Source organism: Butyrivibrio sp. VCB2006 (genome assembly GCF_000420945.1).
Taxonomy (GTDB): domain Bacteria; phylum Bacillota; class Clostridia; order Lachnospirales; family Lachnospiraceae; genus Butyrivibrio.
This window is the reverse complement of sequence record NZ_ATVX01000011.1, coordinates 1-15446: the sequence shown is the minus strand read 5'-3', so window position 1 is coordinate 15446 and position 15446 is coordinate 1. Positions and strand designations below refer to the sequence as shown.

At 42.3% G+C, this 15446-nt stretch carries 15 protein-coding genes, 2 tRNA genes, 1 rRNA gene and 1 riboswitch; of the genes, 17 read left to right on the top strand and 1 reads right to left on the bottom strand.

Going from position 1 to position 15446, the window contains the following annotated elements; genetic code table 11:
• The first annotated feature begins 24 nt into the window (after window positions 1-24).
• From G613_RS0111420 to G613_RS0111400, 5 genes are all read left to right on the top strand, one after another.
• Window positions 25-954: a glycosyltransferase family 2 protein gene (locus G613_RS0111420; RefSeq protein ID WP_029232763.1), complete on the top strand. Its 930-nt coding sequence runs from the start codon at window positions 25-27 to the stop codon at window positions 952-954.
• A 57-nt stretch (window positions 955-1011) separates the two neighbouring features.
• Entirely contained in the window at window positions 1012-1665 is a 654-nt protein-coding gene (locus G613_RS0111415) for a GTP pyrophosphokinase (RefSeq protein WP_029232762.1), read from the top strand.
• Between the two features lie 277 nt (window positions 1666-1942).
• On the top strand, window positions 1943-2440 hold the full coding sequence (locus G613_RS0111410; protein WP_155828080.1) for a hypothetical protein: 498 nt from the start codon (window positions 1943-1945) through the stop codon (window positions 2438-2440).
• Window positions 2441-2576: 136 nt separating this feature from the next.
• Window positions 2577-4076, top strand: coding sequence for a M23 family metallopeptidase (locus G613_RS0111405; protein ID WP_242826142.1), 1500 nt, complete (start codon window positions 2577-2579; stop codon window positions 4074-4076).
• A 122-nt stretch (window positions 4077-4198) separates the two neighbouring features.
• On the top strand, window positions 4199-5488 hold the full coding sequence (locus tag G613_RS0111400; protein ID WP_029232759.1) for a UDP-N-acetylglucosamine 1-carboxyvinyltransferase: 1290 nt from the start codon (window positions 4199-4201) through the stop codon (window positions 5486-5488).
• 50 nt (window positions 5489-5538) lie between these two features.
• On the opposite strand, the gene G613_RS0111395 is transcribed toward G613_RS0111400, so the two are convergent.
• Window positions 5539-6621 (bottom strand): HD-GYP domain-containing protein, encoded by a 1083-nt coding sequence (locus tag G613_RS0111395; RefSeq protein WP_029232758.1) that lies wholly within the window; start codon window positions 6619-6621, stop codon window positions 5539-5541.
• Window positions 6622-6733: 112 nt separating this feature from the next.
• Window positions 6734-6851, top strand: a riboswitch (FMN riboswitch).
• A gap of 101 nt (window positions 6852-6952) precedes the next feature.
• On the opposite strand from G613_RS0111395, the gene G613_RS0111390 reads away from it, so the two are divergent.
• From G613_RS0111390 to G613_RS0111335, 12 genes are all read left to right on the top strand, one after another.
• Window positions 6953-7729: an ECF transporter S component gene (locus tag G613_RS0111390; RefSeq protein WP_029232757.1), complete on the top strand. Its 777-nt coding sequence runs from the start codon at window positions 6953-6955 to the stop codon at window positions 7727-7729.
• 232 nt (window positions 7730-7961) lie between these two features.
• Window positions 7962-8399 carry a tRNA (adenosine(37)-N6)-threonylcarbamoyltransferase complex ATPase subunit type 1 TsaE gene (gene tsaE, locus G613_RS0111385; RefSeq protein ID WP_029232756.1) on the top strand — a complete coding sequence of 146 codons (438 nt, stop codon included), beginning with the start codon at window positions 7962-7964 and terminating at the stop codon, window positions 8397-8399.
• 5 nt (window positions 8400-8404) lie between these two features.
• Window positions 8405-9649: a tRNA (adenosine(37)-N6)-threonylcarbamoyltransferase complex dimerization subunit type 1 TsaB gene (gene tsaB, locus G613_RS19205; protein WP_029232755.1), complete on the top strand. Its 1245-nt coding sequence runs from the start codon at window positions 8405-8407 to the stop codon at window positions 9647-9649.
• A 62-nt stretch (window positions 9650-9711) separates the two neighbouring features.
• The gene (locus tag G613_RS0111375; RefSeq protein ID WP_029232754.1) at window positions 9712-10632 is read left to right on the top strand and encodes a ribonuclease Z; all 921 of its coding nucleotides are present in this window, start codon (window positions 9712-9714) and stop codon (window positions 10630-10632) included.
• Between the two features lie 65 nt (window positions 10633-10697).
• The gene (locus G613_RS0111370; RefSeq protein ID WP_029232753.1) at window positions 10698-11264 is read left to right on the top strand and encodes a DUF6715 family protein; all 567 of its coding nucleotides are present in this window, start codon (window positions 10698-10700) and stop codon (window positions 11262-11264) included.
• Window positions 11265-11308: 44 nt separating this feature from the next.
• Window positions 11309-12409, top strand: coding sequence for a tRNA (adenosine(37)-N6)-threonylcarbamoyltransferase complex transferase subunit TsaD (tsaD, locus tag G613_RS0111365; protein ID WP_051151072.1), 1101 nt, complete (start codon window positions 11309-11311; stop codon window positions 12407-12409).
• Window positions 12406-13116, top strand: coding sequence for a 2-C-methyl-D-erythritol 4-phosphate cytidylyltransferase (gene ispD / locus G613_RS0111360; RefSeq protein WP_029232751.1), 711 nt, complete (start codon window positions 12406-12408; stop codon window positions 13114-13116). Before tsaD ends, ispD begins: the two co-directional genes overlap by 4 nt.
• A 90-nt stretch (window positions 13117-13206) precedes the next feature.
• A complete protein-coding gene (locus G613_RS0111355) occupies window positions 13207-14274 on the top strand; it encodes a glycosyltransferase family 4 protein (protein ID WP_242826141.1) in 1068 nt (355 codons plus the stop codon).
• Window positions 14267-14791 (top strand): acyltransferase, encoded by a 525-nt coding sequence (locus tag G613_RS18705; protein WP_029232749.1) that lies wholly within the window; start codon window positions 14267-14269, stop codon window positions 14789-14791. The genes G613_RS0111355 and G613_RS18705 overlap by 8 nt, the downstream gene beginning before the upstream one ends.
• 140 nt (window positions 14792-14931) lie before the next feature.
• A tRNA-Ser gene (locus tag G613_RS0111345) sits at window positions 14932-15017 on the top strand.
• Between the two features lie 56 nt (window positions 15018-15073).
• A tRNA-Ser gene (locus tag G613_RS0111340) sits at window positions 15074-15162 on the top strand.
• Between the two features lie 158 nt (window positions 15163-15320).
• Window positions 15321-15446: ribosomal RNA gene (locus tag G613_RS0111335) — 16S ribosomal RNA — on the top strand; the annotation flags it as partial.

The following is a 15446-nucleotide window of genomic DNA, read 5'->3' as shown; positions in this document are numbered from 1 at the left end:
GTGTTTGCAATTTATGGAGATTATATGAAGACGGTAGATGTTATTATACCAACCTACAAACCGGATATATCACTTTTTAGACTTATTGATGATCTTGAGAGACAGAGCCTTAGGCCTGAGCATATCATTATCATGAATACAGAGGAGTCTTACTGGACTGAGCTTATTAAGACAAGCGGTGAGAATCCTTTGGATAAATATGACAATATTATTTTAAGACACGTAACTAGAAAAGAGTTTGATCATGGCGAAACCAGAAATCAGGGTGTAGCTCTTTCAACGGCAGAGTGTTTCCTTATGATGACTCAGGATGCATTTCCTAAGGACAAAATGCTGATTTCAAGTCTGGCCAAGGTTTTAGAGGGTGATGTGGCTGCAGCTTATGCAAGGCAGTATCCCAAGACAGACTGCAATCTTGCAGAGCGTTATTCCAGAAAATTCAACTATCCTAACGAGCCTATGAAGAAGACTCAGGCGGATGTTGGAAGACTTGGTATTAAGACCTATTTTTGCTCAAATGTATGTGCTATGTACAGGCGCGACATTTATAATGAGATTGGTGGATTTACTCATAAGACTATTTTTAACGAGGACATGGTTTTTGCGGGTAATGCTTGTCAGAAGGGTTATGCAATCTACTATGTCCCTGAGGCCGGAGTAATTCATTCACATAATTATTCCTGTGCTCAGCAGTTTCATCGTAACTTTGACCTTGGAGTTTCTCAGACAGACCATCCGGAAATTTTCGGCGGCATCAGCTCTGAGTCTGAGGGTAAAAAAATGGTGGGACAGACAATTCAGCATTTCAGACATATTGGTAAGGCATATCTGATTCCGCATTACATAATAATGTGTGGCTGTAGATTCATGGGATACAAGCTTGGAAGAAATTACAAGAAACTTCCTAAGGGGCTTATCATGGCTTGCACTATGAACAAGGAATACTGGAAGTAACTTCTTTATCGGGGATAGTAGCAATTGCTACGTTGTATTGGAATTTGAGAGGGTAATATGGAGCTGGATCTTGCAGGAAGTAACATTAAGATTTCTGACGACATTAACACTTGGGAGGAAGTAAACCTCCTTTATAACTCTGCGCTCAAGCAGATCACAACTAAGATTGAGATTTTAAATGACGAGTTTCAGGAGGTGCACAGATATAATCCTATCGAGCACACCAAGGCAAGACTTAAGTCTCCTGAGAGCATCGTCAAGAAGCTCAAAAGAAATGGCTACGAGTCAACAATAGTTAATATGGTGCGCTACGTCAATGATATTGCGGGCGTGCGTATCATATGTTCTTTTACGTCTGATATTTACAAGATTGCAGAGATGATCAGCAATCAGAAGGATATTCAGGTCCTTACAGTCAAGGACTATATTATGAATCCCAAGCCAAGTGGATATAGGAGCTATCATATGATAGTGTCTCTTCCTGTTTATTTGTCTGACAGGATTGTTAATGTTAAGGTGGAGATTCAGATCAGAACAGTAGCGATGGATTTCTGGGCTTCTCTGGAGCATAAGATTCAGTACAAGTTTGAGGGAAAGGCTCCTACACATATTAATTCGGAGCTTCACGAATGTGCCAAGATGGTGGCAAGTCTCGATGCGAGAATGCTGAGCCTTAATGAAGAGATTCTGGCAATCAGTAATGGGAAATGAGGGGGATATTTTTCCCCTAACATGAGGAGTGGGTAGACACGGTTTCCCGCACCTACCCTATTATGAAAAAATCTATCTTTCGTTTGTCAGATGCCGTATTCCTTACGGCTATGTAAATACTATACAAGCTAATTATTAACAAATTATGAACAAAGAATGAACGGATAGTAAAATCATACAATAAAATATAAAGTAAGAGTATAAACTTGTTAACATTGCATAAAAACTGTATGATTGTATTGTTTGTTATTTAAGTATACGTTGGGAGGAATGACAGGTGGAGAATTTTATGAACAGACTGGCTGAGAAGATCAGCGCACAGGACATTATCAGGGCTAATTCACAGGCAGAGGCTGCTGAGACACAGCGTATCAAGCAGGAAGCAGAGCAGTACAGACTTCAGCTTGAAGAAATCAAGCACTCATCACAGGAGTATAAGGCAATCCTTGAGGAGATGAGAAACGACGCAGGGGATTATAAAAACCAGCTTCAGGATATGAAGGAGGATTCAAAGGCCTTCAGGGCTAAGCTTGAAGAGAGTGATACCAAGATCCATGATGTTGGAGTTCAGGTATATAGAAATGTCCAGGCTGTTATTGAAAAGAGCCAGGACAAGAACAAAGAAGAAATTAAGGATATTCAGAACAGACTTGAGACTCTTCAGGTCGCTGTAGAGACCAAGAATAATGCGCTTTTACCACTTACAATCATAACTATGCTTTTGGTAATTGCAGATTTGGTATTTAACATTCTGCGTTTTCTTGGTATTATCTAAAGAACGGCGTTTTTTGTTCTTAATATGTTAGAAAGATTTTTTATATATGGGTTTGAGTAATACTGTTTTTAGAAACAAGATTAAAATATGGTTTTTGCACTCAGCATTGGTAGTTATTACGGTATGGATTTTATTCATGCCAAGTTTTGTTAAGTTCCAGAAGGGCGGCAACAATATTTTTAAGGTTGTACTTAATGGCGTCGAGGTAGGAACTGTGGAGTCAAGGGACGAGGCTTACAAGGCTCTCAGACTTGCCAGAAAGGCTATCACTGACAGCACAGATGAGCTTACTCTTGCTACCTCAAACATTTCTGTAGAGGGCAGCAATGTTCTCTGGGGAACGGTTGAATCACCTGCTCAGGTTGCCGACAAAATGGAAGCTGTTCTTAATAATAGTAAGAAGAGCACACTTAACAGAGCTTATTCCATCAAGATCAATGAATTTGCGGTTAACCTTGCCAGTATTGATGACGTTATGGAGCTTCTTGATACAGCTCTTTCTAATTTTGATACTGAAGATCAGTATGACGTTAAGCTTGTTCTTGATCCAAGTAGAGAAGTGAACGTTCTCACAACTATGGTTCAGAGCAAGGAAGAAGCTCAGAGGGAAGAAAAACAGGCCAGCATAGGTATGCCTGAAGCCGGTTTTATCAGTACCATTTCAGATATAGTTAATGCTGCCACACCTCTTGCTTACGACAAGGAATTCAGCGACTATGATCTTGGACTTAAGTCAATTGATTTTGGCGATAAGGTTGAGATTGTTGAAAGTTACCTTCCTGAGGACGAGATTACAGATTTGTCCCTTGCTATAGATGAGGTAACCAAGGATAAAGAGACCAATCAGATTTACGAGGTTAAATCAGGAGATACCCTTAGTTCTATCGCTCTTGAGTATAACCTTACTGTTGATGATCTTATTGCAATGAACGAATCTCTTGAGGATGAGTTCACAAGAATCCGTACTGAGGACGAACTTATTGTTACAGTTCCTGAGCCGGAGCTTTCTGTTGTATATACCATTGAGGAATACTACGAGGAAGACTATGAGGCAGAGGTTGAGTATGTAGACAATAATTCCTGGTATACAACTCAGTCCAAGGTTCTCCAGGAGCCTTCAGCGGGACATCGTAAAGTAGTTGCGCTGGTTTCATATACAGATAATAGCGAAGTTTCAAGAGAAATAGAAAAAGAAGAAGTAACCTATCAGGCAGTTCCCAAGATCGTTGAGAGGGGAACAATTGTGCCTCCAACCTATATCAAGCCTATTTCAGGTGGTAGATTGTCTTCCGGATTTGGTAGAAGAAGCGCACCTACGAAGGGCGCAAGTACTTATCATAAGGGTGTAGACTGGGCTACTCCGGTTGGTACAGCTGTTGTTGCATCATCCTCCGGTACAGTAACACGTGCCGGTTGGGGAAGCGGATACGGATACTGTGTATATATCAAGCATGCTGACGGCAGGGAGACCAGATATGGTCACCTTTCCAAGGTGCTTGTTTCTGTGGGACAGAAGGTTTCACAGGGACAGAAGATTGCTTTGTCCGGAAACACCGGTGTTTCCACAGGTCCGCACCTTCACTTTGAGATTCTTATCAACGGATCTCAGGTTAATCCGCTCAATTATTTGAATTAAATCGAAATAAGTTGTATGCTTTTTAAGGGACTTTCTTAACAAGTTTTACAAATGAAAATGTTTGTGATATAAATATTGTTTGTTCGATTATAAATAGTAGCAATGCAACAGAGAGGTTGCTTATGGAAAAGTACGTAATCAAGGGCGGTAATCCACTTGTAGGTGAAGTGGAGATTGGTGGCGCCAAGAACGCAGCACTTGCTATTTTAGCGGCTGCTACCATGACAGATGAGACCGTCTATATAGATAATATGCCTGATGAATCAGACACAAATGCGATGCTTCAGGCTATAGCCAGTACAGGTGCTTTTGTTGGCCGAGTAGACAGACATTCAGTCAAGATCAACGCCTCACAGGTTCACAACTTTACAATAGAAGATTATATCAAGAAGATCCGTGCTTCATATTATTTGCTCGGAGCTTTTCTTGGCAAATACAAGCAGGCCGGAGTAGTTCTTCCAAGCGGATGTAACATCGGACTTCGTCCTATCGACCAGCATATTAAGGGATTCACAGCCCTGGGTGCACAGGTAACTATTGAGCATGGAATCATTGATGCTCATGCTGATGCACTGGTTGGAAGCCATATTTATCTCGATGTAGTCAGCGTTGGAGCTACTATCAATATTATGATGGCAGCTGCTATGGCTGAAGGTAAGACTATCATTGAGAATGCGGCCAAGGAGCCCCATGTAGTAGATTTCGCCAATTTCCTTAACAGTATGGGTGCCAATATTAAGGGCGCAGGTACTGATGTTATCAGAATTAAGGGTGTTGAGAAGCTTCACGGCACAGAATACACAATTATTCCAGATCAGATTGAGGCCGGAACCTTTATGCTTGCTGCAGCAGCAACAAAGGGCGATATTACAGTTAAAAATGTTATTCCCAAGCATTTGGAGTCGATTAGTGCCAAGCTTATTGAGATGGGATGTCAGGTTCATGAATCCGATGATGCAGTAAGAGTTGTTGCTACCAGAAGACTTCAGAACACACATGTTAAGACTCTTCCATATCCGGGTTATCCTACAGATATGCAGCCACAGATCACAGTGGCATTGGGACTTGCAAGTGGTATCAGTATTGTAACAGAGAGTATTTTTGAGAATAGATTCAAATATGTAGATGAGCTCACCAGAATGGGAGCCAGCATCAAGGTAGAGGGCAGCACCGCTATTATCGAGGGTGTGGACACCTACACCGGAGCTGTTGTATCTGCACCTGACCTTAGAGCAGGAGCTGCACTTGTAATAGCAGCGTTAACTGCGGAAGGTTATTCTACAGTCGAGGATATCAAGTATATCGAGAGAGGCTATGAGGATTTTGATCAGAAACTTAGAGACCTTGGAGCTATCATCGAGAAGGTTGATTCAGAGCGAGACGAACAGAAATTCAAGATGAAACATGCATAAAGAAATCCTGCTTTCAGAACTAGCTGACAGCAGGACTTTTTTATGGGTTTTTATAGTATTTCTTTTATATAGACACCGGTGCACTTACTGAGGTCTATATAATCATTTCCAATCTTGATAGTTGGCTTGGTAAGGAAAGTTTTGTTTATGAAAACTATCTCACCAACTTCCCCTGTATTAAGTTGAACTGTGGATAACAGGTAAGTGTTTACGATATTCTGAAGAAAGCATATGATCATCTCGGGATCGTATTTCTGCAGGCCTTCATCCTCGAAATTTTGAAGAGCAATAAAAGGACAAAGTGGCTTCCTGTAATATCTTGCACTTGTCATGGCGTCGTAAACATCAGTGATAGCCACAATCTTGGCATACTTATCGATCTGAGGACCCTGAGTCTGATATGGATAGCCGGTTCCGTCACATCTTTCGTGATGCATAAGAGCGGCGTTTTTGACGTGGATGCTAATGTCAAGCTTATTAAGCACTTCGTATCCCTTAAGAGGATGTGTCCTCATAATGTCCAATTCGTAAGGATCGAGCTTGGCGGGCTTGGTTACAATCTTTTCCGGAATGCATATTTTTCCTATATCATGGAAAAGACCTGACATGGTCGCAAGCTCTATCTCTTCATCGCTCCATTTAAGCCACTGTGCAAGTATATTGGAGGCAAGGGCTACGTTTATGCAGTGGGTATAGGTAGCATCGTCGTAATCCCTGAGGTTGTGGAGCATGTTAAAAACATCAGAGGTGGTTCTGCCCTTTTGCAGAAGAGCATAAACCGGAGCCAGTAAACGCTTTGTATCTACACTTGCATTGCCTGCAACAATATCATTTATCTCATCTTCAAATTTCTTAGCACAGGTTTCAAAGGCTTGTTTAAACTCTTTGAATTCCTGTGAACGTTTGATTCGCTCGGAAGATGTGAGTCCCTGTCCATCAGAAGCATCTGAAATAATGTGATCGATTTCGTCATCTTCGATATCAACTTCATAAATCGAATAGAAGGTGAGCTTTGCAATGTCGGCTTCATCAAGGATGGTACCTTGATTCAATATGGTATTAAGATTTTCTGTGACTACTTTTGAGGCAAGTACCATGCCGGGCAGTAGTTCTTTTGTAGAAATCTTCTTCATGTTTGCTCCGTTATTACGTTGAAATGTATACGGCTAGATATTTTCATTATATTTTAGCTATTTTGTGTTGACAAGTAGACTAAGAAAAGTCTAATATAAATTTTATAAAATATAAATTCTTCGGGGCAGGGTGTAATTCCCAACCGGCGGTATAGTCCGCGACCCACTTAGGTGGCTGATTTGGTGCGATTCCAAAACCGACAGTAAAGTCTGGATGAGAGAAGAATGCGCAATATTTATTTTTGTGGTAGCCCCAGGTCTAGGTATGTGCCTTGCTTGGAGCTTTTTCTTTTCCCTTGAATTCCAAACCCGATGGAGAAAAGGAGAAAACATGAAAGAAACACAGACACTATTTGACACAATTAAGGGGAACATGGGGACATTCGTAGCACTGATCCTTCTTGTTGTCGCAGCAATCGCTATCACAGTGGTAGCAGAGAAAATCGCGAGCAAGAAAGAAAAAGAGCTTAACGGCCGAACAGAGGCGATGTTTAGCATCAGAAGAGTAGCAATTATCGGAGTATTCTCCGCTATATCATTTGTACTTATGTTACTTGAGTTCCCACTTCCATTTGCACCATCTTTTTACAAGTTCGATTTCAGCGATATGCCTGCGCTGATCGGCGGTTTTGCTGCCGGCCCTATGGTTGCGGTTATGATTGAGTTCATCAAGGTAGCACTCAATATTCTGCTTCAGGGAACAACTTCCGGATTTGTAGGCGAGATTGCAAACTTCGTAGTAGGCGCAGCATTTGTTGTTCCTGCAACTATTATTTACAGATTTAAGAAGACACGTAAGACTGCTCTTATCAGCTGTGTAGTTGGTACACTTTGCATCGCAGTAGTTGGTTCACTTCTCAATGCATTCTTCCTTCTTCCTGCATATGCTATTATGTTTGGAAGCGGAATCGATGTATTTGTACAGATGGGTGCAGCTATCAATCCCGCAATTTCAAACGTATTTACATTCTGCCTGTTTGCAGTAGCACCATTCAACCTTGTAAAGGGACTTGCTGATTCTGCGATCACATTCCTTGTATACAAGCAGCTTAGCCCAATTCTCAAGGCTGACCAGATGGTTGCCTCCAAAAAGGTAGCTAAGGCTTGAAACAATTATATGAGGTAGATTGAAATGCTTGTTTTCGTCTACGCAATGGTTTTCTAAAATTCAAAAATGAGGAGAGGCCTCCTTTCAGCGTTATTCATAACAGTCGGCCTCGCCTCATTTTTTTATTTTGAAAATCAAACTGCTCGTCCAAGAACTGCACATTTCCATCTGCCTCATATATTTGTTTTATGCTATACTACAAGAGGGAAATTGGTTTTTGGAGAGGCGTTCAATGGAAATAGTTACAAAACATGAGACATTTAGTGCTCAGGAAACTTTTGAGATAGGTAAGAGAATTGGCGAGAATGCCCAGCCGGGAATGGTTTATACGCTAGTAGGAGACCTGGGGGTTGGTAAGACCGTTCTGACGCAGGGTGTAGCACGGGGCCTTGGAATTACAGGGCCGGTCAGCAGCCCGACTTTTACCATTTTGCAGGTTTATGACGAGGGCCGCATTCCTTTTTATCATTTTGATGTATACAGGATCGGCGATGTGAGCGAAATGGATGAGATAGGCTATGAAGATTATTTCTATGGAGACGGCATTTGCTTTGTTGAGTGGGCCAATCTGATAGAGGAGCTTCTGCCTGAACACTATACAGAGATTGTTATTGAGAAGAATCTGGAAAAGGGCTTTGATTATCGCCTTATTACCATGACCAAGAAGTGAGAATTATGAAGATATTAGGAATTGATACATCAGGACTGGTTGGAACTGTGGCAATTGCCGACGGCGATATGCTTGTTTCTCAGTTTTCCATTCAGTACAAAACAACACATTCAGAGATTTTGATGCCGATGATGGATGATATCAGGGAAAAGATTAACCTGGATCTGTCCACTATCGATGCTATAGCTGTGGCTAAAGGCCCCGGCTCTTTTACGGGACTTCGTATTGGAAGTGCAACAGCCAAAGGATTGGCGCTTGCTCTTGATAAGCCTATTATTCCGATACCTACCGTTGATGCTATCGCATACAACCTATACGGCGTTGAGAAGATAATATGTCCCATGATGGATGCCAAGAGAAAACAGGTATACACAGGTCTTTACACCTTTGTACCCAATACTCCCGAAGGCAAGTACTTTGAGCGCACTTTTGACATGCAGGTGATCCATGAGCAGTTCGCTACATCTGTCGAGGATATTGTTAGCAGGATCAACGAAATCGGTAAGCCTGTAGTTCTTTTGGGAGATGGAATCCCGGCTTATCACGATGAACTTGAGAGACTTCTTAAGGTGCCTTATTCAATTGCACCTATGCACCAGAACAGACAGAGCGGAGCAGCACTTGTTGCCCTTGCCATGCATTATGCCAAGGAAGGCCGCATGATTTCGTCAGATGAGTTTGCGCCTGATTATCTCAGGCTTTCACAGGCTGAGAGAGAGGCCAAGGAAAAAGATGGCGCAGGAAACAGCGCTGACGACAGAGAAAAGAGAAAGCTTGAGAATAGAAAGACTCCCGGAATCGTAAGGATTAGGGAGATGACAGCTGAAGATATTGATGATGCAGCTTCTTTGGAAAAAGAAAATCTTGGCAAGGAAGCATGGAACAGAAAGCAGCTGATTGATGCTCTTACCAGGGACGATACCATTTATCTTGTGGCAGAAAAGGCGGGAAGAGTTGTTGGAGTTTGCGGAGTTCAGAATGTTTCAGGTGACGGCGAAGTGACCAATGTATCTGTAGCAAGAGATTGCAGAGGAGAGGGCATTGGCTACAAGATGGTCAAGCAGCTTCTTGAGAGAGGAAGAGGCATCGGAATAAAGAACTACACCTTGGAAGTCAGAGCCGGCAATGAGTTTGCGATACGACTTTATGAAAGGCTTGGCTTTAAGAGTGAGGGACTTAGACCAGGTTTTTATGATGAGCCCAAGGAAGATGCGGCTATTTATTGGAAACGAGCTGAGTTAAGTGAATGATGCTGTGACGGAAGTAGTTTGAGCTTGCAGCAATTGATTTATGATAAAAGGATTTTGATTATATGATAGATGTTTGTTTGCTTGGAACAGGCGGAATGATGCCTCTTCCAAACCGTTTTCTCACATCTCTTATGGTGAGATATAACGGAAAGTGTGTACTTATAGACTGTGGAGAAGCTACCCAGATTGCCATGAAAAAGAAGGGTATCAGCTCCAAGCCTATTGATGTTATTTGTTTTACACATTTCCATGCGGATCACGTAAGTGGTCTTCCGGGAATGCTTCTTACCATGGGAAACGCAGAGAGGACGGAGCCTCTTTTGATCGTTGGACCTAAGGGCGTTGAGAGAATCGTTAATGCTCTCAGAGTTATCGCTCCTGAGCTTCCCTTTGAGATTAAGTTCAAAGAGATCACCACCGATGAGGAGACCTTTGAAATAGAGGGAATGCCCGGATTTTCTATTACAGCATTTAAGGTTAATCACAATATTACTTGCTATGGCTACAGCTGCTCTCTTAAGAGGCAGGGCAAGTTTAATGTGGAAGCAGCTACGGCAGCGGGAATTGACAGAAGATACTGGAATGGCCTTCAGAAAGGTGAAACCTTCACTTTAGAAGACGGCAGAGTTATTACTCCCGATATGGTTCTTGGGGATGCCAGAAAGGGAATCAAGCTTACATATACTACTGATTCAAGGCCTACCGACAGCATTGTAAGGAATGCGGCTGATTCAGATCTTTTTATCTGCGAGGGAATGTACGGCGAGCCTGACAAGCAGGCTAAGGCCAGAGAATATAAGCACATGACCTTCTATGAGGCAGCTAAGATGGCCAAGGATGCCGGGGTAAAAGAGATGTGGCTTACTCATTACAGCCCATCACTTGTAAATCCTGCAGAGTACCTGCCGGATGCCAAGAGGATTTTTGCTAACACAAAAGCTGCTAAAGATGGACGCAGCATTGAACTTAGATTTGAGGACTAAACTTTATGAGGGCGTGGCTGGGATTTCTTTTACCAATTAAGTGATCCCGCCGGAAAAGAGGGGAAATGGAAGAAAGTACAAAGTCTGCAATAATCAAGTCAATTGTTCTTGTGGTACTGGGAGCGATATTTATTGGTGGAATATTCCTTGTGGTACTTAGGAGTAAAAAGGCCAGCGACTCTGAAAACTATGTTCTTACTGTAGTTGATGAGATCACAACCACTAATCTGGATAAGAGCTATCCGGCAGATCCTAAAATGGTTGTTGAAATGTATGGCAAGATAATGCAGACGCTGTATAAGGAAACCTATACTGATGAGCAGGAGGACAGAATGATCAATGTCCTTGCGGGGCTGATGGACGACGAACTTATGGCAAATCAGACGAATTTCCATAAGTCCATCAAGGATGAGGTTAAACAGCGCAAAGAAAACGACTATTCCATTTCTGTTTATCAGGTTCAGCGCATTGATCTCGAGGCTAAGGTTGACGGGAGAAATGCGTGCACTGTTGACTGCTACTTTTATTTGAGGCAGGGAACGGGTGGTATACCTATAATTTATCAGTTTGTTTTGCGCCAGGATGACACCAGAAGGTGGAAGATTCTTGGTTGGCAGCCTAAAGAGGAATAATAATGAATATAGAAAAGAATGTTGAGGATGACGGCGTCATCTTTATGTCTATAAAGGATGGAGTAGAGAATAAAGAAAAGAATTCTCCTGAGGTAAACGAAGATGTTCTTATTCTTGCAATTGAAAGCTCCTGTGATGAAACAGCGGCAGCAGTTGTGAGAAACGGAAGGGAAGTTCTCTCTAATATTATCTCTTCACAGATAGCACTTCATACAATTTATGGCGGTGTCGTTCCTGAAATTGCATCCAGAAAGCACGTAGAAAAAATGAATGGCTGCATAAGAGCAGCTCTTTCTGAGGCTGGTGTAACACTCGGTGACATAGATGCTGTGGCTGTGACCTATGGACCGGGGCTTGTTGGAGCTCTTTTAGTTGGAGTATCCGAGGCAAAAGCGATTTCTTTTGCTACAGGTAAGCCACTTATCGGAGTTCACCATATCGAGGGACATATCAGCGCTAATTTTATTGAGAATAAGGATCTGGAACCACCATTTGTCTGCCTTGTAGTATCAGGCGGTCACTCTCATCTTGTGGTTGTAAAAGACTACGGCGAGTACGAGATTATTGGACAGACCAGAGATGACGCGGCAGGAGAAGCTTTTGACAAGGTGGCAAGAGCTATCGGTCTTGGATATCCCGGAGGACCTAAGATTGATAAGGCTGCCAAGGAGGGAAATCCTGATGCTTTCACATTCCCTCAGGCCAAGATTGGTGACGCGGAATACGATTTTTCTTTTAGCGGATTAAAATCTTCAGTACTTAACTATATAAATCAGGCTAAGATGCAGGGACAGGAGCTTAATCAGGCTGATGTTGCGGCATCTTTCCAGAAAGCTGTCGTTGAGGTTTTGGTTTCTCATGCTATCAAAGCCTGCAAGGAATATGGCTACAACAAGCTTGCAATTGCAGGAGGAGTTGCGTCTAATTCCGGACTTCGTGAGCTTATGGAAAAAGAATGTGAGGCAAATAAGATTAATTTCTATAGGCCATCTCCGGTTCTTTGCACAGATAATGCGGCAATGATCGGGGCAGCGGCTTATTATGAGTACAAAAAGGGCGTGAGATTCGGGCTTGATATGAATGCGGTTCCCAATCTTCCATTGGGAGACAGAGAACGAAGATTCCACGGGAGAAGCAGGGCATGAAGACAGTAGCGATTGTTCTGGCTGCAGGAAGCGGCAGCAGAATGAACTCTGATGTTAAAAAACAATACATGGAAATAGGGGGTAAACCCTTAATTTACTATTCTCTACGGGCTTTTGAAGAGAGTATTATTGATGATATTGTTCTTGTGGTTTCCAGAGGCGATATTGATTACGTAAGACGTGAGATAGTAGAGAAATTCGGATTTGATAAGGTTACGGCTATTGTGGAAGGTGGGCTGGCTCGATATCATAGCGTAAGACGTGGCCTGGAAGCAGCAGCTCCTGACTGCGACTACGCTTTTATTCACGACGGAGCCAGACCGTTTGTTAATGACGAGATTATTATGAGGGCTCTTCATGCTGTAAAGGAGCATGGCGCCTGCGTTGTCGGCATGCCTGTTAAGGATACCATCAAGATCTCCGATGACAAGGGATTTGCAAGTCAGACCCCGGACAGGGCCCATACGTGGATGATCCAGACTCCACAGGTCTTTTCCTATAAAATGATTTTGGAACTGTACCAGAGACTTGACAGGGAAGAAGGGGAACTAATGGCTAAGGGTGTTAATATTACCGATGATGCCATGGTTGTGGAATACTTCACCGACAAGAAGGTCAAGCTGGTGGAAGGCTCCTATACAAACATCAAGATTACAACACCGGATGATATTCCGGCTGCTGAGGCGATTTTAAGGTCTGTGAAATAAGTAGATTTTATTGAGATTTGTGGATTGGGGAAGTTTAGGGGACTTAAACTTACGTAAGTATTTATGGAAAAAAATAAGCGAAGAGTTTGCATGATCGTCCAACAAAAGGATGTTAAAGGCGGCATTGCAGCAGTAACTAATGGATATTACGACAGTAAAATAGAGACTGATTACGATATCAGGTATGTAGAGTCTTATTGTGACACCTCAAAATTCAAGATGGTCATGAAGGCTCTTGGAGCATACAGGGAGTTTGGAAGGGTATTAAGGGATTTTAAACCGGAACTTATACACATACATTCTTCTTTCGGAGGAAGCTTCTACAGGATGCAGCCTTTTATTTACATGGCTGGGAAAAGAGGTATCCCCATCCTGGACCATTGTCACGGAGCTGACTTCGAGACTTTTTATGTTCGGGCATCTGATAAAAAGAAAGCCAGAATAGGTGAAGTATTTGGCAAATTTTCTAAAGTAATCGTCCTTTCAGAGGAGTGGAAGGAAAGATTACAGGCTTTTTTACCTGACGATAAACTTGTGGTAATAAACAATTACTGTAAGCCGAGACCTAAAGAAGAAGTTCAAAGTCTGCTGGGAACCAGATTTGAAAAGCAGCAGATTCTTTTTCTGGGAGAACTTGGCCAGCGCAAGGGCGGATATGACTTTGCCGGGATAGTGGAGAATGTTGACAAAAGATATCCTGGTGCAAGGTTTGTTTTTGCGGGAAGCGGATCAAAAGAAGATGAAGACAGGATTAAAAAAGCTCTTTCGGAAAAAGGTCTTATGGAGAAGTGCCTTTTCCCCGGATGGGTTAGGGGTGAGCAAAAGGATAAGCTTCTGATGGAATCATCTCTTTTTATGCTTCCGTCTTATCAGGAAGGCCTTCCGATGGCGATTTTGGATGCTATGGCTTATGGCCTGCCGGTGGTGTCAACAGAGGTTGGTGGAATCCCTCAGCTTATTGAAAATGGTAAAAGCGGATTTCTTGCTAAGCCGGGGGATTGCAAGGCTATTGCTGATGGCATATGCAGAATACTGGATAAAAGAGATGATTACGGCGCTATGTCTAATGAAAGCTACCGGATTGCCAGGGATGAATTCGGCTTTGATGCTCATTTGTCAAAACTTGAAGCTGTTTATGAAGAAATATTGAATGATTAAAAGGGGTAAAAAGATGCGGTCGCCTTTTTTGTATGCTAAAAATCTTTTGGCAGTAGTATGTAAAAAAATCCGATATGGTAAGAAATTCTCAGCAGGAATGATCCAGACCTTTGACCATCTTCATACTGAAATATATGGGAAAGGAGAAATAAGGCTTGGTTCATATAACCAGAACAGGGGGAACCTTTATCTGGTTGCACAGGATGGGAAGCTTAAAATCGGTGATCATTGTTTCTTTAATACCGGTTGCTGCCTTACTGCAATGGAAGAGATTGTTATAGGCGATAATTGCAAATTTGGAAACAATCTGGTCGTGGTAGATCATGATCATAATTACAAAAAAGATATGGCAAACGAGTTTATTTCGTCTCCAATTGTGATTGGAAACAACGTTTGGGTTGGTGCAAACGTAACAATACTAAGAGGAACAACAATCGGCGATGATTGCGTTATTGGTGCGGGTTCCGTCGTGAAAGGCACTGTTGAGCCTAAATCAAAAATCGTTCAAAAAAGATGAAAATATAATTTTTTTAAAAAAAGTTAAAAAACATGCTTGACATGTATGTGGGGCTTTGTTAATATATATCTTGCGCTGCGGTGAGCGCCACAAACACTCACACGGAGCAGTACTTATTTGAAATATAAATAAGACAACTCGGAGCGATATCGAAGCGGTCATAACGAGGCGGTCTTGAAAACCGTTTGGCGGCAACGCCACAAGGGTTCGAATCCCTTTCGCTCCGCTTAATTATGAACACGCTGCTATACAGCAATATAATTATTGTTAATCAACTATTTTGCAGAAGTACTCAAGTGGTTGAAGAGACACCCCTGGAAAGGGTGCAGGTCGTTAATAGCGGCGCGAGGGTTCAAATCCCTCCTTCTGCGTTGCCTTATGCAACTAGTAAGGCTCATAATTATCAGAACCTTGACAAATAAACAGTAATGCAACCCTGAAAAATTCCAAGAGAATTATTCAGAACAAAAATTAGTAAATAACGGACAGAACAAAAGCCAAGCTTGAGTTTTGGTCAGATCAAACTTTTAAACGTGAGAGTTCGATCCTGGCTCAGGATGAACGCTGGCGGCGTGCCTAACACATGCAAGTCGAACGGAGATTTAACGCTGATGAGGCTTCGGCGGATTCTTGTTAAATCTTAGTGGCGGACGGG